This window comes from Saccharothrix sp. NBAS 001 (assembly GCF_056640475.1).
The window spans coordinates 7,375,640-7,393,335 of record NZ_CM153251.1 but is presented as its reverse complement, the minus strand read 5'-3'; the positions used below and the strand labels follow the sequence as shown (position 1 = coordinate 7,393,335).

Annotated in this window: 18 protein-coding genes and 1 tRNA gene; 10 read left to right on the top strand and 9 right to left on the bottom strand. The window is 70.7% G+C overall.

What is annotated here, in order from left to right:
- Positions 1 to 36: 36 nt before the first annotated feature.
- Positions 37 to 990 (top strand): polyprenyl synthetase family protein, encoded by a 954-nt coding sequence (locus tag AC0HI0_RS32035; protein WP_480934438.1) that lies wholly within the window; start codon positions 37 to 39, stop codon positions 988 to 990.
- A gap of 14 nt (positions 991 to 1,004) precedes the next feature.
- On the opposite strand, the gene rarD is transcribed toward AC0HI0_RS32035, so the two are convergent.
- Positions 1,005 to 1,931 (bottom strand): EamA family transporter RarD, encoded by a 927-nt coding sequence (rarD, locus tag AC0HI0_RS32030; protein ID WP_480927207.1) that lies wholly within the window; start codon positions 1,929 to 1,931, stop codon positions 1,005 to 1,007.
- 195 nt (positions 1,932 to 2,126) lie between these two features.
- On the opposite strand from rarD, the gene AC0HI0_RS32025 reads away from it, so the two are divergent.
- On the top strand, positions 2,127 to 4,421 hold the full coding sequence (locus AC0HI0_RS32025; RefSeq protein WP_480927206.1) for a sunset domain-containing protein: 2,295 nt from the start codon (positions 2,127 to 2,129) through the stop codon (positions 4,419 to 4,421).
- A gap of 169 nt (positions 4,422 to 4,590) precedes the next feature.
- Here the strand turns inward: AC0HI0_RS32025 and AC0HI0_RS32020 are convergent, their stop codons facing one another.
- The 4 genes from AC0HI0_RS32020 to AC0HI0_RS32005 form a co-directional block, all read right to left on the bottom strand.
- Positions 4,591 to 5,643, bottom strand: a complete 1,053-nt coding sequence (locus AC0HI0_RS32020; protein WP_480927205.1) for a 2-oxoacid:ferredoxin oxidoreductase subunit beta — start codon at positions 5,641 to 5,643, stop codon at positions 4,591 to 4,593.
- A complete protein-coding gene (locus AC0HI0_RS32015) occupies positions 5,640 to 7,541 on the bottom strand; it encodes a 2-oxoacid:acceptor oxidoreductase subunit alpha (RefSeq protein WP_480927204.1) in 1,902 nt (633 codons plus the stop codon). Before AC0HI0_RS32015 ends, AC0HI0_RS32020 begins: the two co-directional genes overlap by 4 nt.
- Positions 7,542 to 7,769: 228 nt before the next feature.
- Positions 7,770 to 8,531: an enoyl-CoA hydratase gene (locus AC0HI0_RS32010; RefSeq protein ID WP_480927203.1), complete on the bottom strand. Its 762-nt coding sequence runs from the start codon at positions 8,529 to 8,531 to the stop codon at positions 7,770 to 7,772.
- Between the two features lie 61 nt (positions 8,532 to 8,592).
- Complete coding sequence (locus AC0HI0_RS32005) at positions 8,593 to 9,033, bottom strand: Lrp/AsnC family transcriptional regulator (protein ID WP_480927202.1); 441 nt, start codon at positions 9,031 to 9,033, stop codon at positions 8,593 to 8,595.
- Positions 9,034 to 9,108: 75 nt separating this feature from the next.
- Here AC0HI0_RS32005 and ddaH point away from each other — a divergent pair, with 75 nt between their 5' ends.
- Together ddaH and AC0HI0_RS31995 are read left to right on the top strand one after the other, a co-directional pair.
- Positions 9,109 to 9,987 carry a dimethylargininase gene (gene ddaH, locus AC0HI0_RS32000; RefSeq protein WP_480927201.1) on the top strand — a complete coding sequence of 293 codons (879 nt, stop codon included), beginning with the start codon at positions 9,109 to 9,111 and terminating at the stop codon, positions 9,985 to 9,987.
- Between the two features lie 737 nt (positions 9,988 to 10,724).
- On the top strand, positions 10,725 to 10,868 hold the full coding sequence (locus AC0HI0_RS31995) for a hypothetical protein (RefSeq protein ID WP_480927200.1): 144 nt from the start codon (positions 10,725 to 10,727) through the stop codon (positions 10,866 to 10,868).
- A 171-nt stretch (positions 10,869 to 11,039) separates the two neighbouring features.
- Here AC0HI0_RS31995 and AC0HI0_RS31990 read toward each other — a convergent pair whose 3' ends face one another.
- Complete coding sequence (locus tag AC0HI0_RS31990; protein ID WP_480927199.1) at positions 11,040 to 12,077, bottom strand: LysR family transcriptional regulator; 1,038 nt, start codon at positions 12,075 to 12,077, stop codon at positions 11,040 to 11,042.
- A 241-nt stretch (positions 12,078 to 12,318) separates the two neighbouring features.
- Here AC0HI0_RS31990 and AC0HI0_RS31985 point away from each other — a divergent pair, with 241 nt between their 5' ends.
- From AC0HI0_RS31985 to htpX, 4 genes are read left to right on the top strand one after another with little or no spacing between them, the layout of a single operon-like run.
- Positions 12,319 to 12,738 carry an NADH-quinone oxidoreductase subunit B gene (locus AC0HI0_RS31985; protein ID WP_041315569.1) on the top strand — a complete coding sequence of 140 codons (420 nt, stop codon included), beginning with the start codon at positions 12,319 to 12,321 and terminating at the stop codon, positions 12,736 to 12,738.
- Positions 12,735 to 13,304, top strand: coding sequence for an NADH-quinone oxidoreductase subunit C (locus AC0HI0_RS31980; RefSeq protein ID WP_480927198.1), 570 nt, complete (start codon positions 12,735 to 12,737; stop codon positions 13,302 to 13,304). Before AC0HI0_RS31985 ends, AC0HI0_RS31980 begins: the two co-directional genes overlap by 4 nt.
- A complete protein-coding gene (locus AC0HI0_RS31975) occupies positions 13,297 to 13,773 on the top strand; it encodes a 4Fe-4S binding protein (protein ID WP_480927197.1) in 477 nt (158 codons plus the stop codon). The genes AC0HI0_RS31980 and AC0HI0_RS31975 overlap by 8 nt, the downstream gene beginning before the upstream one ends.
- A gap of 20 nt (positions 13,774 to 13,793) precedes the next feature.
- The gene (htpX, locus tag AC0HI0_RS31970; protein WP_480927196.1) at positions 13,794 to 14,651 is read left to right on the top strand and encodes a zinc metalloprotease HtpX; all 858 of its coding nucleotides are present in this window, start codon (positions 13,794 to 13,796) and stop codon (positions 14,649 to 14,651) included.
- On the opposite strand, the gene rfbA is transcribed toward htpX, so the two are convergent.
- Together rfbA and AC0HI0_RS31960 are read right to left on the bottom strand one after the other, a co-directional pair.
- A complete protein-coding gene (rfbA, locus tag AC0HI0_RS31965) occupies positions 14,648 to 15,520 on the bottom strand; it encodes a glucose-1-phosphate thymidylyltransferase RfbA (RefSeq protein ID WP_480927195.1) in 873 nt (290 codons plus the stop codon). The two genes, htpX and rfbA, sit on opposite strands and share 4 nt — an antisense overlap.
- Positions 15,517 to 16,008 (bottom strand): YajQ family cyclic di-GMP-binding protein, encoded by a 492-nt coding sequence (locus AC0HI0_RS31960; protein ID WP_480927194.1) that lies wholly within the window; start codon positions 16,006 to 16,008, stop codon positions 15,517 to 15,519. Before AC0HI0_RS31960 ends, rfbA begins: the two co-directional genes overlap by 4 nt.
- Positions 16,009 to 16,131: 123 nt before the next feature.
- Between AC0HI0_RS31960 and AC0HI0_RS31955 the strand changes: the two genes are divergently transcribed.
- Together AC0HI0_RS31955 and AC0HI0_RS31950 are read left to right on the top strand one after the other, a co-directional pair.
- Positions 16,132 to 16,212, top strand: a tRNA-Tyr gene (locus AC0HI0_RS31955).
- Positions 16,213 to 16,407: 195 nt separating this feature from the next.
- Positions 16,408 to 17,340, top strand: coding sequence for an HNH endonuclease (locus AC0HI0_RS31950; RefSeq protein ID WP_480927193.1), 933 nt, complete (start codon positions 16,408 to 16,410; stop codon positions 17,338 to 17,340).
- Here AC0HI0_RS31950 and AC0HI0_RS31945 read toward each other — a convergent pair.
- The gene (locus AC0HI0_RS31945) at positions 17,333 to 17,644 is read right to left on the bottom strand and encodes a hypothetical protein (protein ID WP_480927192.1); all 312 of its coding nucleotides are present in this window, start codon (positions 17,642 to 17,644) and stop codon (positions 17,333 to 17,335) included. The two genes, AC0HI0_RS31950 and AC0HI0_RS31945, sit on opposite strands and share 8 nt — an antisense overlap.
- Positions 17,645 to 17,696 lie beyond the last annotated feature (52 nt).

Below are 17,696 nucleotides of genomic sequence, written 5' to 3'. Positions count from 1 at the left end.
GAGCAGGCGGGGACGGGGTTCCGGTTCACGGACCCCGTGCTCGCGGAGGTGGTGCAGGCCGGGCTGGCCGAGGTGGAGGAACTGCTGCACAAAGTCGTGCAGAGCGAGTTCCACCCGGTGATGGAGACCTCCCTGCACTTGGTGGACGCGGGCGGCAAGAGGATCCGGCCGCTGTTCACCATCCTGTCCGCCCAGTTGGGGTCCTCGTGGGACCGCGACAGCGTCATCAAGGCCGCGGCCGTGGTGGAGCTGACCCACCTGGCGACGCTCTACCACGACGACGTGATGGACGAGGCCACCATGCGCCGCGGCGCGGAGTCGGCCAACGCGAAGTGGGACAACAGCATCGCCATCCTGACCGGCGACTACCTGTTCGCGCACGCCTCCGCGCTGGTCGCGGACCTGGGCACGCGGGCCGCGCGGATCATCGCGGAGACCTTCTCCGAGCTGGTCACCGGCCAGATGCGGGAGACCATGGGTCCGCGCGACGGCGAGGACCCGATCTCGCACTACCTGACCACGATCGCCGAGAAGACCGGTTCGCTGATCGCCACCGCCGCCCGGTTCGGCGCGATGTTCTCCGACATCACGCCCGTCCAGGTGGAGGCGCTGCGGACCTACGGCGAGATCATCGGCGCGGCGTTCCAGATCTCCGACGACGTCATCGACATCGCGAGCCCGTCCTCGGAGTCGGGCAAGACGCCCGGCACGGACCTGCGCGAGGGCGTGAAGACGCTGCCCATGCTCTACGCGCTGGACGACGAGCCGGACTCGCGGTTGGCGAAGCTGCTGGCCCACCCGCTGACCGACGACGCCGAGGTGGCCGAGGCGCTGGACCTGCTGCGCTCCTCGTCCGGTCTGGAGCGCGCCCGGCGGACGCTGGACGACTACGCGGCGCGGGCTCGGGCCACCCTGGTCGAGCTGCCCGCCGGCACCGCCCGCGACGCGCTCGAATCGGTCAGCGACTACGTGGTGACCCGCTCGCACTGACCGCCGGTGGCGGGCTACACGACCGGCGCGAGCAGCGGCGGCCTGCGCCGGGAGCGCACCGCGTCGACGGTGAACACCACCAGGGCCGCCCACACCAGGGCGAACCCGAACCAGCGCGACGGCGGCATCGGCTCGTGCATGACGAACACGCCCCACGCGAACTGGAGGATCGGCGCGAGGTACTGGAGCATCCCCATGGTGATCAGCGGGATGCGCCGGGCGCCCGCGCCGAACAGCATCAGCGGGACGGCCGTCACCACGCCCGCCGAGACGAGGATCAGCGCGTGGCCGGTGCCGTGGTCCAGGAACGTGCCCGCCGGGCCCAGCCAGAGCAGGTAGCCGACCGCGATCGGGGCCAGCACGACGCTCTCCGCGGTCAGGCTCGCCGTGGCGTCCAGCGGCACGGTCTTCTTCAGCAGCCCGTAGAGGCCGAACGAGCAGGCCAGGACCAGTGAGATCCACGGCAGCCGGCCGTAGTCCACGGCGAGCACGACCACCGCGACCAGCGCGATGGCGATCGCCGCGAACTGCGCCCGGCGCAGCCGCTCGCGCAGCACCACGACCCCGAGCAGGACGCTGACCAGCGGGTTGATGAAGTAGCCGAGCGCGGCCTCGACCACGTGGCCGGCGTTCACCGAGTAGATGTAGACGCCCCAGTTGACCGCGATCAGCACCGACGCGGCGGTCACCATCAGCCAGCCCTTGGGCGAGAGCCGGCGCAGCCCGGCCCAGCGGCCCAGCACCGCCGTGATCAGCACCATGACCACCAGCGACCAGGCGATCCGGTGGGCCAGGATCTCCACCGCGCCGGCCGGGGCCAGCAGCGGCCAGTAGGCGGGCACGATGCCCCAGATGAAGTAGGCGCCGATGCCGAAGGCGATGCCCCGGTTCGCTTGGTTGGTTTCCGCCGCAGTGGCGGACGAGTTCGTCAACGGCGGCACGGGGACCACTGTACGCCGCCGTTTTTCCTGGTCAGTCCGGGCCGGTGGCCTAGTATTCGACCCGAGCGGGACGTCCTGGCGGCAGGGCGCGCGCGGACGGGTGGTCAGGGTAGTTTTGCAGCCGCTCCACTACCGGGTGAACCGGCAGCGGAGCGTGTCGGGGCGTGACAGGACATTGCAGTGGGAGGGTCTCCCGTGGGTTCGCTGTTCGGACAGGTCTGGCTGTGGAGCCTGCTGTCGTTCGTGGCAGGCGTCGCGCTGACCTGGCTGGTGCTGGTCCGCCCGGCGAAGAAGGAGCTGGAGGAGCTGGAGGAGCGCCTGCTCACCTCCCCGCGCCCCGCTCCGGTCGCCGCTCCCGTCGCCCCGGCGCGTGACGAGTACGACGACTGGCCGGCCGAGCCCCGTTCGCCGGTCGACGCCCTGGCGCACGACGAGCCGCCCCGCTACGACGTGGCGAACCTCGAACTCGACCGGCGCGACGAGCGCCTGGACGAACTCGACGACGAGCACCGCCCGCTGTCGGACTTCGAGGAGCGGCAGTTCCCCGAGTACGAGGAGGAGCGCCCGCGCAGCCTGTTCGAGCGGCTGACCCCCGAGGGCGACCAGGACCCGGCCCGCGGCGCGCAGCCCGAACTCCCGGCCGAGCAGACCCGCGTGCTGCCGCCGGCCGTCGCGTCCGCCGAGCCGGCCGTGCCGCAGCCCGAGCCGACCGCGCCGCCCGAGGTCGAGGCGTTCCAGCCGCGCGAGGTGTGGCGCGAGGAGCACGGCGTGCCCGAGGTGTACGGCGAGGACGCCGACGAGCCCGGCAGCGCGGCCTCGCACGAGGAGGAGGACGAGCCGGAGCGCCCCGCCGAGGCGACCTCCCTCATCCCGGCGACCGCCCTGGCCCAGGCCATCGCCGAGGTCGACGCCCGCACCGACGAGCAGTTCCGCGCCGAGGAGCAGTCCCGCGCCGACGACTTCCACGCCGAACTCGCCCGCGCCCGCGAGGACGAGGGCCGCGAGGACGCGCCCGGACGGCCGTGGACCCGCGAGCCGCACAACACGTGGCACACCGAGGACCCGCGGCCCGCGTGGCGCTCGGAAGACGCCCAGCTCTGGCCGGACCGCGACTTGACCGGCGAGTACCCGGTGATCCGCCCCGACGTCGCGCCGCCCGCCGAGTCGGGTTTCACCGAGCCGGCCCACGTCGAGCCGGCCCACGTCGAGCCGGCCCACGTCGAGCCGGTTCGGTCCGAGCCGACGCGCTCGGAGGCCGTGCGCGCCGAAGCCGACCGGCTGTCGCCGCGCACCGAGTACATCTCGCCGTTCGGCGCGGACCTCTCCGTCGACCCCGAGCCCGCCCACGCCGAGCCCGAGCCCGCGTTCACCGAGCCGGAGCCCAGGCACGCCGAAGCCGAGCACCCGGAGCCGGTGCACGTCGAGCCTGTGCATGTCGAGCCGGTGCACGTCGAGCCGGTGCACGCCGAGTCGGAGCACGCGGAGCCGGAGCGCACCGAGCTGGAACACGCGGAGCCGGAACACGTGGAGCCCGCGCCCTTCGAGCCGGTGTTCGTCGACTCCGGGCCCATCCAGCTCACGCACACCGAACCCCAGCACGCCGGACCCGAGCACGCCGAGTTCGAGCCGGCCGAGTCCGCGCAGGTCGAAGCCGCGCACGCCGAGGACCCGCAGCCGGAGGTCGGGCACGCGGAGACCGCCTACGTCGAGCCGGTGGCCGTCGAGCCCCGGCCGGTCGCGCCGAAGCGGTTCGCGCCGGAACCGTTCGCGCCCGAGCCCGGCTCGCTGTTCGGCGAGCCCGACCGCGACCCCACCGCCGAGCCGGTGTCGATGTTCACCCCGCCGGACCTGAGCGACCTGCCCGACACCGACCCCGCCGAGCGCCCCGCTCCGATGGCACCTCGCCGGGAGCCCAAGCCGGCCAAGGTGGAGCCCCGCGAGCCCGGTCGCCCGCGTTCGCTGTTCGAACCCCTGCTCACCCCCGAGGACATCGACGACGAGCCGCCGGTCCCGCCGGTCACGCCGCGCCCGTCGACGCCCGGCAACGACCAGCCGTTCGTGCCGACGCTGGCCCCGGAACTGCTGGCCTCCACGAGCAACGGCGGCCTGCCCCAGCGCCCCACCCGCTCGGCGACCGGCCCGCGCACCCCGTCGCCCGCGCCGCTCTCGCCCCAGCCGGTGCCGCCGCCGCAGCGCCCGGTCCGCCCGCGCCCGGTCGGCTTCAGCCCCAGCACGGGCGGTCGCCCGGCCGCCGGCACCACCCGCTACCAGCAGCCCGAGGGCTTCAACCCGAGGTCGCCGTTCGGTCCGGGCTCGGTGCTGCCGAAGTCCGACGGCATGGCCCCCGCGCCGGACTTCCACGTCAAGGCGACCCTGACCGGCCGCCGCTACTACACCGGCGAGTCCGCGAACTTCCGGGAGACCCGCGCCGACGTCTGGTTCCGCACCACGTCCGACGCCGAGAAGGCGGGCTTCCGGCCCGCGCCGTGACCGACCGGTCCGGTCTCCGTGGAGACCGGACCGCCGGCGTTTCACCCCCACCACAAGCGCGGCGTGGGATAGTCCTCACGGCGCCACCAGAAGCTCCCTGGGGAGGGAACGCGAAGGGCCCCTGTTCCGGGAGGCGGAACAGGGGCCCTTCCGTGTCCGGCGGGTCGTGCTAGACGACCGTCCAGGTGTCCTTGCCGCGCAGCAGCGCGCCCAGGTCCGGTGCCTTCGCCGCCTTGGCGGCCTCCACCTGCGCGCGCGCCGCGTCGTCGTACGTGGTCCGCGCGACGTTGCGGAACACCCCGGTCACGGTGTGCTGGAGGTCCTGCGTCGACAGCCGGGACAGCGCGAACGCGAGGTTCAGGTCCCCGGCGTCGTGCACCACGACGTCCTCGGCCGCCACGTCCGCGGTCTTGGCCACGGCCAGCCCGAACCCGTCCCGCACCACGGCGAACTCGCTGCCGCCGAACGTGATCGGCTGCCCGTGCACGACGTCGATGATCCGCCGCGCCGCCTCGTCGGCGTCCTTGAGCACGTCGAACGCGCCGTCGTTGAAGATCGGGCAGTTCTGGTAGATCTCCACCAGCGCCGTCCCGCGGTGCTCGGCGGCCTGCCGCAGCACCTCGGTCAGGCCCGCCCGGTCGGAGTCGACCGCGCGCCCGACGAACGTGGCCTCCGCGCCCAGCGCCAGCGACACCGGGTTGAACGGGTGGTCCAGCGAGCCCAGCGGGGTGGACTTGGTGACCTTGCCCTCCTCGGAGGTGGGCGAGTACTGGCCCTTGGTCAGGCCGTAGATCCGGTTGTTGAACAGCAGGATCTTCAGGTTCACGTTGCGCCGCAACGTGTGGATCAGGTGGTTGCCGCCGATGGACAGCGCGTCGCCGTCACCGGTCACCACCCACACCGACAGGTCGGGTCGGGCCACGGCGAGACCGGTCGCGATGGCCGGCGCCCGCCCGTGGATCGAGTGCATCCCGTAGGTGTTCATGTAGTAGGGGAACCGGGACGAGCAGCCGATCCCGGAGACGAACACGATGTTCTCGCGCTTCAGGCCCAGCGTCGGGAGGAACGACTGCACGGCGTTGAGCACCACGTAGTCGCCGCACCCCGGACACCAGCGGACCTCCTGGTCCGACTTGTAGTCCTTGGCCTTCTGCGGCTCGTCGGAAGTAGGAACGCCGACCAGGCCCCCCAGGCCCGGCAGCCCCAATTCGATGGCCGTCACGCGGACACTCCCTTGATCACATCGGCGAGCACGTCCTGCAGCTCCTCCGCCTTGAACGGCAGACCCTGCACCTTGGTGTAGCTGATCGCGTCCACCAGGTACTTCGCTCGCAACAACAACGCCAGCTGACCGAGGTTCATCTCCGGCACGACCACCTTGTCGTACCGGGCGAGCACGTCCCCGAGGTTGCGCGGGAACGGGTTCAGGTGCCGCAGGTGGGCGTGCGCCACCGGCAGGCCGAGCTTGCGCACCCGGCGGGCGGCGGCGCCGATCGGGCCGTAGGACGAGCCCCAGCCCACGACGAGCACCCGCGCCTCGCCGGACGGGTCGTCCACCACCACGTCGGGCACCTCGACGCCGTCCACCTTGCGCTGCCGCAGCCGCACCATGTGGTCGTGGTTGGCCGGGTCGTAGGAGATGTTGCCGTTCCCGTCGGCCTTCTCCAAGCCGCCGATGCGGTGCTGGAGGCCGGCCGTGCCGGGCACCGCCCACGGGCGGGCCAGCGTCTCCGGGTCGCGCAGGTAGGGCCAGAACTCGCCGTCCGGGCCGTTGGGCTCGGTGGCGAACTCGACGGTCAGGTCGGGCAGGTCCGCGACGTCGGGGACCAGCCACGGCTCGGAGCCGTTCGCGATCGCGCCGTCGGAGAGCAGCAGCACCGGCGTGCGGTAGACCAGCGCGATCCGGGCCGCCTCCAGCGCCGCGTCGAAGCAGTCCGCGGGGGACTGCGGCGCGACGATCGGCACCGGCGACTCGCCGTTGCGGCCGAACATCGCCTGGAGCAGGTCGGCCTGCTCGGTCTTGGTCGGCAGACCGGTGGACGGGCCGCCGCGCTGCACGTCGACCACGACCAGCGGCAGCTCGGTCATCACCGCGAGGCCGATGGTCTCGGACTTCAGCGCCACGCCGGGACCGGACGTCGAGGTCACGCCCAGCGCGCCGCCGTAGGAGGCGCCCAGCGCCGCGCCGATGCCCGCGATCTCGTCCTCGGCCTGGAGCGTGGTGATGCCGAAGTTCTTGTGCTTGGACAGCTCGTGCAGGATGTCGGACGCGGGCGTGATCGGGTACGTGCCGAGCACGACCGGCAGCTTCGACAGCTGCCCGGCGGCCACCAGCCCGTAGGCCAGCGCGGTGTTGCCGGTGATCTGCCGGTAGGTGCCCTGGTTGAGCTTGGCGGGCGCGACCTCGTAGGTCACCGCGAACGACTCGGTGGTCTCGCCGTAGTTCCAGCCCGCGCGGAACGCCAGGACGTTGGCCTCGGCGATGTCCGGCTTCTTGGCGAACTTCTCGCGCAGGAACCGCTCGGTGCCCTCGGTCGGCCGGTGGTACATCCAGGACAGCAGGCCCAGGGCGAACATGTTCTTGGCCCGCTCGGCGTCCTTCTTGCCCAGGCCGGTGCCCTCCAGCGCGCCGATGGTCAGCGTGGCCATCGCGACCTTGTGCACCTGGTAGGCATCCAGCGAGGAGTCCTCCAGGGGGTTCGTGGCGTAGCCGACCTTGACCAGGTTGCGCTTGGTGAACTCGTCGGTGTTGACGATCAGCATCCCGCCCTGGGGCAGGTCGCCGATGTTGGCCTTGAGCGCCGCCGGGTTCATCGCCACGAGCACGTCGGGGCGGTCGCCGGGGGTCAGGATGTCGTAGTCGGCGAAGTGCAGCTGGAAGCTGGAGACCCCGGGCAGCGTCCCCTGTGGCGCCCGGATCTCGGCCGGGAAGTTCGGCAGCGTCGCGAGGTCGTTGCCGAAGGCCGCGGCTTCGGAGGTGAACCGGTCGCCCGTGAGCTGCATCCCGTCGCCGGAGTCGCCGGCGAACCGGATCACCACGCGGTCGAGCTTCTGCACGGTGCCGGTGTCCTTGGCGTTGCCACCACCTGGCGCGGCGCCATTACCAACGTCGGTAGTCATGTCCTACGCCGATCCCTCTCTTCACGCCCGCCTGAGGGCAAGTAGCCCCTCCCCTCCGCGAGGGTAGTCGTGCCCGCCCTCGGGCCGGTTTCTCCTGTACCACTCTGCGGGACGGTTCGTCCCACCTGGTGTGACAAGGGCTAACCAGGCGGTAATCCCCGCGATTTCGGCTGTACCCGACAGTAACTGTTACCGGAAGTTACAGGTAGCGTCGGGTGCTGTCCAGGCTCACGGCCGGCCGCTGATCCGGGCCTTCATCGCGGCCAGCTTGGCGGCGAACTCCGGTGACGCGATCGAGGCGACCTGCGGGGTGATCTCGGTGTCCACGGCGTCCGCGTGCGCGTCCAGGACCGCCGTCGTCCGCATCGTGGACTTGATGGTGCGGACCAGCTCGCGCGGCGCTTCGGCCGAAGCCTTCGCGAACTCGACGGCCGAGGCGACCAGTTCGTCGTGCCCGCCGTCCACCCGGTCCCAGGCCAGCCCCGTCCGGACCGCCGCGTCGGCGTCCAGGACCTGGCCGAACAGCGTCATCGCGGTCGCCGTCTGCGGGCCGACGAGGCGTTGCAGCATCCACGTCATCCCGCCGCCGGGGTGGATGCCCAGCTGGAGGAAGCGCGCGTCGAACCGCGCCTTCGGCCCGGTCAGCCGGACGTCGCAGGCCAGCGCCAGGTTGAGCCCCGCGCCCACCGCCGCGCCGCCCACCGCGGCGATCGTCGGCAGCGCGCAGTCCGCCACCGCGAGGAACCCCGCGTAGATCCGGCGCAGCCCCTCCTCCTGGGCCTCGCCCAACGCCGTCAGATCCGCTCCCGCGCAGAACGCCGGAGGAGCCCCCGTCACCACCACGGCATGGACATCGGCGTCCTGCTCGCAGGTCTTGACGGCGGCGACGAGTTGGTCGGACAGGTCGAGCGTCAGCGCGTTGCGCCGCTCGGGGTCGTGCACGGTGATCACGCCGACCCGGTCGGAACGCTCCAGCAGCACCTCGGACATGCGGGCGACTCTAGGGCGCGCCGGAACGCGCCCGGCGTGCCGGTTGAGGTGCCGCGCCCGGTCAGGGTGCCGGCGGTCGGTCCAGCAGCCGGGAGAGCACGACCGTGGAGACCGTCCGGTCGATGATCTCGACGGCGCGCAGGCGCTCCAGGGCGGTCTCCAGGTGGTGGATGTTGGCCGCGCGGAGGTGAACGATTGCGTCGGCCGCCCCGGACACCGTGTAGGCGGCCATCACCTCGGCCATGGGTTCGAGCCGCTGCTGGATGTCGTGGGGTGCCACGTTGCCCCGGCAGTGCACCTCGACGAACGCCTCGGTACCCCATCCGAGCTGCTCAGGGTCCACGACGGCGGTGAAGCCGCGCAGCACGCCGGTGTCCAGCAGCTTGTCGACCCGGCGCTTCACGGCGGGGGCGGACAGGCCCACGGCCTTGCCGATCTCGGCGTAGCTGGAGCGGGCGTTGGCCATCAGGCACGAAATGATTCGCTGGTCAATCGAGTCCACACGCAACATTCTGCACCAACAGACGCAATACTGCGGCGTTGTTCGCTGGTCAGACGGGAATTTACCCTTCGATCCATGACCTCGGTTTCCCTCCTGGGCCCCGGCGACGAGCCGATCGTGCTGGGCGTCACCACGCCCACCGCCCCCGTGCGCGTGCCGACCACGCGCCGGTTCCTCATGTGCCCGCCGGAGTACTTCACGGTGGAGTACGCCATCAACCCCTGGATGGACCCGACCCGGCCGATCGACACGGCGCTGGCGGTCGAGCAGTGGACCGCGCTGAAGGAGGCGTACGAGCGCCTGGGCCACCGCGTGGACCTGATCGACCCGGTCCCGGGCCTGCCGGACATGGTCTTCTCGGCCAACTCCGGCACCGTCATCGACGGCCTGGTCCTGGGTTCGAGGTTCCGCGCCGACCAGCGCGTCCCCGAAGCCGACCACTTCCGCCGCTGGTTCCTGGCCAACGGCTACAAGTCCGTGGTGATGCCGGAACGCACGAACGAGGCCGAAGGCGACTTCACCTGGACCGGGAAGTACCTGCTGGCGGGCACCGGCTTCCGCACGGACCCCCTGGCCCACTCGGAGGCGCAGGAGGTCCTGGGCGTCCCGGTGATCTCGCTCCAGCTGGTGGACCCGAGGTACTACCACCTGGACGTGGCCCTGTTCGTGCTGACGGAGGACCTGGTCGCCTACTACCCGGAGGCGTTCTCCCCGGGCTCCCGAAAGGTCCTCCGCCGCCTGTTCCCCGACGCGATCATCGCGACCGAGGAAGACGCCGCCTGCCTGGGCCTGAACGCGGTCTCGGATGGTCGCAACGTGATCCTGCCGGTGGAGGCGACGGCCCTCGCCGACCAGCTCACCCGCCGGGGCTTCGACCCGGTCTTCGTGGACATCTCGGAACTCCGCAAGTCCGGTGGCGGCCCGAAGTGCTGCACGATGGAATTGCGGGACTGAAGGTCGACTGTTCCGGCGCTCTCGTTTCGTGCATGGAAGGTGCGCGAAAATGCGTGAACATGCGCGAACATGCGCGAGCACGCGTGAATATGTGACTACTGCGACGGTCTGTGTGGGTGGGGCGAGCGGTGGGTTTGGTGCGATTGAAGAAGCGCTCGCCGCGCGGCAGGCCAACAGGATGATCGGCTTCTGCGATTGTCTTCCGACCCAGCGGTGACCGGGGTTCGTGTCATCCCGTCGACCTCCCGAAGGGCTATCACACGAGCCGGGGACCTGCGAGCCTGGCACCGTGACCGGCGGTTGGTCGGCATGTCGCAGGTCCCCGACTCGTGTGACAGGGCTGCGCCAGGTCGACGGGATGACACGAAGCCCCTCTTTATCGAAGTGCGTCGTCGGCTTGACTTGGTTGGGCGTGACGAAGCTTCGCCGATGTGGAATTCCGGAATCAGGTCGACTTGTGCAGCGGGCTGGGTTCAGGGCGTTGCAAACCTGGATGGGGTGGGATTTTTCCGCCTTGGCTGAGGCTGAGGCTGAGGCTGTGGGTGTGGGTGTGGGTGTCGCTGTGGGTGTGGGTGTCGCTGTCGCTGTGGCGTGGCACGGGTGGATGCCGTGCGTCTACCAGGAAGTGCCGCGATCGAGCGGTCTGTCACCCGTTGGGCTGATCTGGCTGGCGGGTCGGCCCATGACAGTGCTCCGATCGACGGCACTCGCTGTCGACCAAGGTAGGGAGCCGCGCCATGAACGACCTCGAAGACCGGGTGCCTTCGCCTCAGCCGCGACCGGAGGAGGAACGGGTGGAACGCGACCAGACGGAGGTTCCCAAGCAGCTCACCGGCTTGGAGTGGCTGGTGCGGCAGGCGCAGCGGCAGCGCAAGGACTAGGCCGCGCGGGGCCCGTCCGCGAATGCGGGCGGGCCCGTGGGCGCGACGGGCGCGCTTGGGGGTCCGGGTGAAATCGCGGCGGTGGTCGTCGTGCGCGCATGGCCGTTCCCGCCGACCTCTCCGTGCCTGCGAGGCCGGCCCACGACCGGGTGGGTAGTGGCGCGTTCGGGGTCAGTCCGAGACCTCGCGCTGGAACGCCGCCCACAGCAGGTTCAGCGGGTGGTCGGTCGGGAACTTGGCACGCTCCTCCTTGCGCGCGAAGACTCCCACCAGCCGTTCCAGCACGGGCTTGCGGTCGTTCTTCAGCTCCACCACGCGCAGTCCCGAGCCTTCGCGCAGCTCGTTGTTCGCGGCCACGACGCCCAGGCCGGACGTGACGATCATGCAGCCCTCGACCAGGCCCGACCGCAGCAGCGACATGCCGTACTGGATCTCGTCGATCTCCGCCGCGATGTCCAGCTCGTTCTGGTAGTCCGGCCCGAACCAGCCGCGCAGGAACTCCGCGATCAGCCCGTCGCCCGGCACGACCAGCGGCAGCTTCGGCAACTCCCCGGTGCCGACGCTGTCCCCCAACCGGTGCTCGGGCAGGTTCGTGAGCAGCGCCAACCCGCCGCGCCGCCACTCGATGACGTCGAAGTCGGCGAAGCCCGACCCGTCGCCCGCCGGCGTCACCACCGACCCGCAGACGATGTCGACCTCCTTGCTCTCCAGCTTGTGCCAGATGTCCTTGGTCCGGATGTGCACCACCTTCAGCTCGACGTCCCGCTGCCGGAAGTCGTCGGCCACGTGGTGCCACGCCTTCGCCAGCGAGTCGAGCATGAACCGGGTGGTGCCCACGGTGAGGGTCGTGCCGAGCTTGCGCCGGCACTCGTGAATCGAATCCAGCCAGTGGCCCAGCGTCTCCTTCGCCAATTCCACCAACGCCTCGCCGGTCGGGGTGATCAGGACGTCCTTTCCCCGTCCCTGCTTGACGACCAGCGGCTCGCCGCAGAGCGACTTGAAGTTGCGGTTCAGCGTGTCGATCTGCTTCTGCACGCTGGACTGCTCGCGGCCGAGCACCCGCGCGGCGCGCAGCGCGGAGCGCGTCTCGTGCACCGCGATCAACGTCCTGAGCTGGTCCAACGTCGTGTCCAGCAGCAGTGGCGAGGTGTGCAGGAGTCTGCTGAGCTGGTTGCCTGCGGGGAGCAGCAGCCGGGCCGAGGTGGACATCGGGGCCTCTCGGGTCGGGGCGAAATGATCTACCGGTTAGTTGTACTGAACTTGACCACAGTTGGGCGTGAAATTATCCAAAGATCTTGATGGATTTCTCTGGACAGGTATACGCGATCCGTAAGAGACTTCTGCGGCAACCAGGTGCGAGTTCACGTGGGAGCAATCGGGGGAGTATTGGGGGGTTGGGGGCCCGCCGGGCGTGAGCCGGGCGGGCCCCCACGTATTAACCTCATCCGGTGTGACGGTTTCCACGCTCGACTGGGGTACGACATACCGGGTCACCGTGCTCGACCTCGGACTCGCCTGCTGCGGCGTCGAGGTCATGGCCGCCCTCGAAGGGGACCGGCCGCACGACCTCGCGGCGTTGGGGGTGGACGTGGCGCACGCCGCGGGCGAAGCCCACGTGCTCGTCGTCTCCGGGACGGTCACCGATGTCATGTTGCCCGCCGTGATCGCCACGTACCAGGAGATGCCGGAACCACGTTATGTGCTCTCCGTCGGAGCGTGCAGCAACACCGGCGGCCCGTACTGGGACTCCTACAGCGTGACCAAGGGCATCGACCAGGTCCTCCCGGTGCACGTCGCGGTGCCCGGCTGCCCGCCCCGCCCCGAGGCGCTGCTCGACGGCCTCGCCGCACTCCACCGGCTCGTGTCGTGACCGCCGCGTCCGCCGAACTCGCCGCCCTCGTCCCCGACGCGCAGCCCAAGACCGCGTTCGGGCAGACCACCGCGCACGTCGCCGTCGAGCACTGGCTCGCCGCCGCCCGGCACGCGCACGATGAACTGGGCTGCCTGGCGTTCGACTGGCTCGGCGTCGAGGACGCCGGCCGGCCCGGCGCGTCCGGCCTGCGGCACGCGGTCCTGCTGCACGTCGTCCAGCCCGGGACCCGGCTGGGCCTGCTGCTGCGCACCGAGGTCGGTGCCGAGCCGCTGCCCAGCGTGGCGGGCCTGTGGGCGGGCGCGGCGTGGCACGAGCGGGAGGCCGCCGAGATGTTCGGCATCGCCCTGGCCGAGCCCGTGCCGCACCTGCTGCTGCCCGACACGTTCGCCGGCCACCCGCTGCGCAAGGACTTCGTGCTCGCCTCCCGCGTGGTCCGGCCGTGGCCGGGCCGCCTCGAACCCGGCGAGGACGGCACGTCCGCGCCCAGCCGCAGGCGCACCGCGCCGCCCGGCGTGCCCGACCCCTCGTGGGGACCCCGACGTGAAGGTGAGAACCGTGCCTGACCTGCCACCACGCACCCGGGGCGTGATCGCGCTGCTGGAGGCCAACTGCACGGTGTGCATGATCTGCGCGCGCGAGTGCCCCGACTGGTGCATCCACATCGACTCGCACACCGAGACCGAGCAGCAGCCCGGCTCGGCGCGGCCCCGCGCGCGCAACGTGCTCGACCGGTTCGCCATCGACTACGGCCAGTGCCTGTACTGCGGGATCTGCGTCGAGGCGTGCCCGTTCGACGCCCTGCACTGGGCCCCGGACTTCTCCTACCCCGGCACCGGCACGCCGAGCGGGGACGGGGCGGTCGCCGAACTCGTCCACGAACGGGATGTCCTGGGCACGTGGGTGGCCCACGTGCCGCCGCCACCCGCCCTCGACCCGGCCGCCGAACCCGCCCCGGAGAGCGCCGCCACACGCCCGGCACGTGGGGGTTCCGGAACCGGGGGCCGTCCTGGCGCGTTGAGAGGGAGGACGTAAGGCACCGGAGGCGAAGCAACGTGCACAAGCACTACAACGGTTTGAAGACCGCGTTGCTGCTCGGCGCGATGAGCGCGCTGATCATCGGGATCAGCTCGTTCTTCGGGCGTACCGCCCTGGTCATCGGCGTGCTCCTGGCGTTCGGGGTGAACGCGTACGCGTACTTCAACTCCGACAAGCTCGCACTGCGGGCGATGCGGGCCCGTCCGGTGTCCGAGGTCGAGCAGCCCGCGATGTACCGCATCGTGCGGGAACTGGCGATGGCCGCGCGGCAGCCGATGCCCCGGCTCTACATCAGCCCCACGGCCGCGCCGAACGCCTTCGCGACCGGCCGCAACCCGCGCAACGCGGCCGTGTGCTGCACCACGGGGATCCTGGAGCTGCTCGACGAGCGCGAGCTGCGCGCCGTGCTCGGGCACGAGCTGTCGCACGTGTACAACCGCGACATCCTCATCTCGTGCGTCGCGGGCGCCCTCGCGAGCGCGGTGAGCACGCTGGCCAACCTGGCGATCTTCGCGGGCGTGTTCGGCGGCGACGACGAGGAGCGCCCCAACCCGATCACGCTGCTGCTCATCGCGATCCTCGGCCCGATCGCGGCCGGTATCGTGCAGATGGCGGTCAGCCGGTCCCGCGAGTACCAGGCCGACGCGTCCGGCGCGGAACTCACCGGCGACCCGCTCGCGCTCGCCTCGGCGCTGCGCAAGCTGGAGTACGGCACGCGGGCCGCGCCACTGGCCCCCGAACCCGCCGTGGTCGCCCAGTCGCACCTGATGATCGCGTCGCCGTTCCGGGCGGGGGAGAACCTCACCAGGCTGTTCTCCACCCACCCGCCGATCGCCGACCGCGTGCGCCGGCTGGAGGAGCTGGCCCGCTCCTAGCGGGACTCGCGGGCCACGTTCATCAGGTACTGGCCGTAGCCGGACTTGGCGAGCTTCTCGCCCAGCGCGTAGCACTCGTCCGCGGTGATGAAGCCCATCCGCAGCGCGATCTCCTCCGGGCACGCGATCCGCACGCCCTGGCGGTGCTCCAGCACCTGCACGAACTGGCCCGCTTCGATCAGCGAGTCGTGCGTCCCGGTGTCCAGCCACGCGAACCCGCGACCCAGGTCGACCAGCGTCGCCCGACCCTCCCGCAGGTAGGCCAGGTTCACGTCGGTGATCTCCAGCTCGCCGCGCGCCGACGGCTTGAGGTTGCGCGCGATGTCCACGACCTGGTTGTCGTAGAAGTAGAGACCGGTGATCGCCTTGTTCGACTTCGGCTCGGCCGGCTTCTCCTCGATGGAGACCAGCCTGCCGTCCGGGCCGACCTCGCCCACGCCGTAGCGCTCCGGGTCGCGCACCGGGTAGCCGAACAGCACGCAGCCGTCCAGCGTCGCCACGTGGTGCTGGAGGACCTTGGAGAAGCCCTGGCCGTAGAAGATGTTGTCGCCCAGCACCAGCGACACGTCGTCGTCGCCGACGAAGTCCGCGCCGATCACGAACGCCTCGGCCAGCCCGTTCGGGTGGGCCTGCTCGGCGTAGGAGATCCGCAGGCCGAACTGCGAGCCGTCGCCGAGCAGCCGGCGGAACAGCGGCAGGTCGACCGGCGTCGAGATGAGCAGCACGTCCCGGATGCCCGCGAGCATCAGCACCGACAGCGGGTAGTAGATCATCGGCTTGTCGAAGACCGGGAGTAACTGCTTGGACACCGCCTGGGTGATCGGGTGCAGCCGCGTGCCGCTCCCGCCCGCCAGGATGATGCCCTTCATCGGTAGTTGGTGAACTGGAGGGCGATCCCGAAGTCGTTGCCCTTCAGCAGGGCGATCACGTCCTGCAGGTGGTCCTTCTTCTTGCCGGAGATGCGCAGCTGGTCGCCCTGGATCTGCGCCTGCACGCCCTTGGGCGCCTCGTCGCGGACCTTCTTGGCGATCTCCTTGGCCTTCTCCGAGGAGATGCCCTGCACCAGGGTCCCGGTGACCTTGAACACCTTGCCGGAGATGGCGGGGTCGCCGATCTCGAACGCCTTCATCGAGATGCCGCGCTTGACCAGCTTCTCCTGGAAGACGTCGATCGCCGCGCGGCAGCGCTCCTCCGTCTCGGACTGGAAGGTGATCGCCTCCTCGCCCGCCCAGGACACCTGAGTACCGGTGCCCCGGAAGTCGAAGCGGGTGCTCAGCTCCTTGGCGGCCTGGTTGAGCGCGTTGTCGACCTCCTGCCGGTCAACCTTGCTCACCACGTCGAACGACGGGTCTGCCACGTGCCCGGTACCTCCGCGTAGGTGGGTCTGGAACCGCCCGGGAGCCTACCGGGGTATCCCGGTTGCAGGGGGCCGTGCGGGCTTATGTATTCTCTCCTCCGCACCCGGTGACACCGGGCGCGGGGCGGGTTGCCCGAGCGGCCAATGGGAGCGGACTGTAAATCCGTCGCGAAAGCTACAGAGGTTCGAATCCTCTACCCGCCACGCGAGCCAGAAGACCCTCGTGACCAGTGAGTGCCGGTCACGAGGGTCTTCTCGTCGCATCCGGTCCATTGCGCCGCCCAACCGGCCGCGCAGTGCGCTTGTCGTGACTCCGGCACCGGTAAAGCGCGGGCCTGCCGGGCGAAACGGCTTCTGGGTCGGACGGGGTCGAGTGCGGGCTGGTCACAGGGGGTGGAGATGAGGGCCTGGGCGTTTTTGTCCGTCGGTGATGAACGTCACTTCCAGGGCAACAACGGCTATCCGGACGTGCCGGAGTCGTACTACGTGTACGACTCGCCAGTCACTTATGCCGACCAGGTCGAGGTCGGGGACCTGGTGTTCGTGCGCAACCGGGACCGGGTGCTCGGATCCGCGGTCATCCGGCAGATCGACGTGGAGCACGGCGTCCAGTCGGTGCGGCGGCGGTGTCCGGAATGCCGCGACGCGAGCTTCAAACAGCGCAAGAAGCTCAAGCCCGAGTACCTGTGCCTGAAGTGCCGGCACGAGTTCGACCGGCCGGTCGAGGAGCCGATGTCGGTCACCCGGCGCATCGCCCGCTACGACACGACCTGGCACGCCTTCGCGGAGCCGTTCGCGGTCGCCGACCTGCGGCAAGCCGCGGCCAACAACTCGAAGCAGCAGTCGATCAGCCCGCTCAGGCGCAGCGCGCTGGAGGAGTTGCTGGCCGAGCGGCTGCTGGAACTCCCCGAGCCGCCGGACACCGAAGCCGCCGATCCCTCGCCAGACGGCGGCCACCGGCGCAGCCTGGTCAACGTCCGCAAGGGGCAGGGCCGGTTCCGGGCGTTGCTGCTGGCGAAGTTCGGGCAGGTCTGCGCGATCACCGGGCCGTGCCCGAAGGCGGCGCTGCACGCCGCGCACCTGCGGGCGTTCGCCGTGCACAAGAAGCACGACGTGAGCGAGGGCCTGCTGCTCCGCGCCGACATCCACCAGCTGTTCGACGCCGGGCAGATGGCGATCGACCCCGATTCGCTGACCGTCCGCGTCGCACCTGAACTGGCCGGCTATTCGGCCTACGAGGAGCTGGAGGGCCGCAGCCTCGTCGTTCCCGCCCCCGCGCACGCCGCCTTGCGCGACCACTTCGCGCAAGCCTCCGCCACCTGGGTCAGCTGACCATCGGGCTGGTCACGTACACCGCCAAGGCCACGTCCGCGCACAGCATCACCACGAACGTCGTCAAGTACCCGCGCCGCTCACTCCTCAGCGCCCACACCGCCCCCGCCAACGGGGCCAGCGCGCCGATCACCGCGATCGGCACCACCACCGGCAGGTAGAGGAACGGGACGTTCGCGTCGAGCTGGGTGACGCGGGGCAGGAAGAAGCGGGCCGGTTGCCAGGCCAGGAGTGCCGCGAGGGCCGCGCACCACGTCCACGTCAGCACCGCGCCTGTGCGGCGGTGGGCTAAGACTGCCGTCATGCGCTGATGGTGCGCCGTCCGCGCCTGTCGGCGGATGAGTAGAACTGCTCAA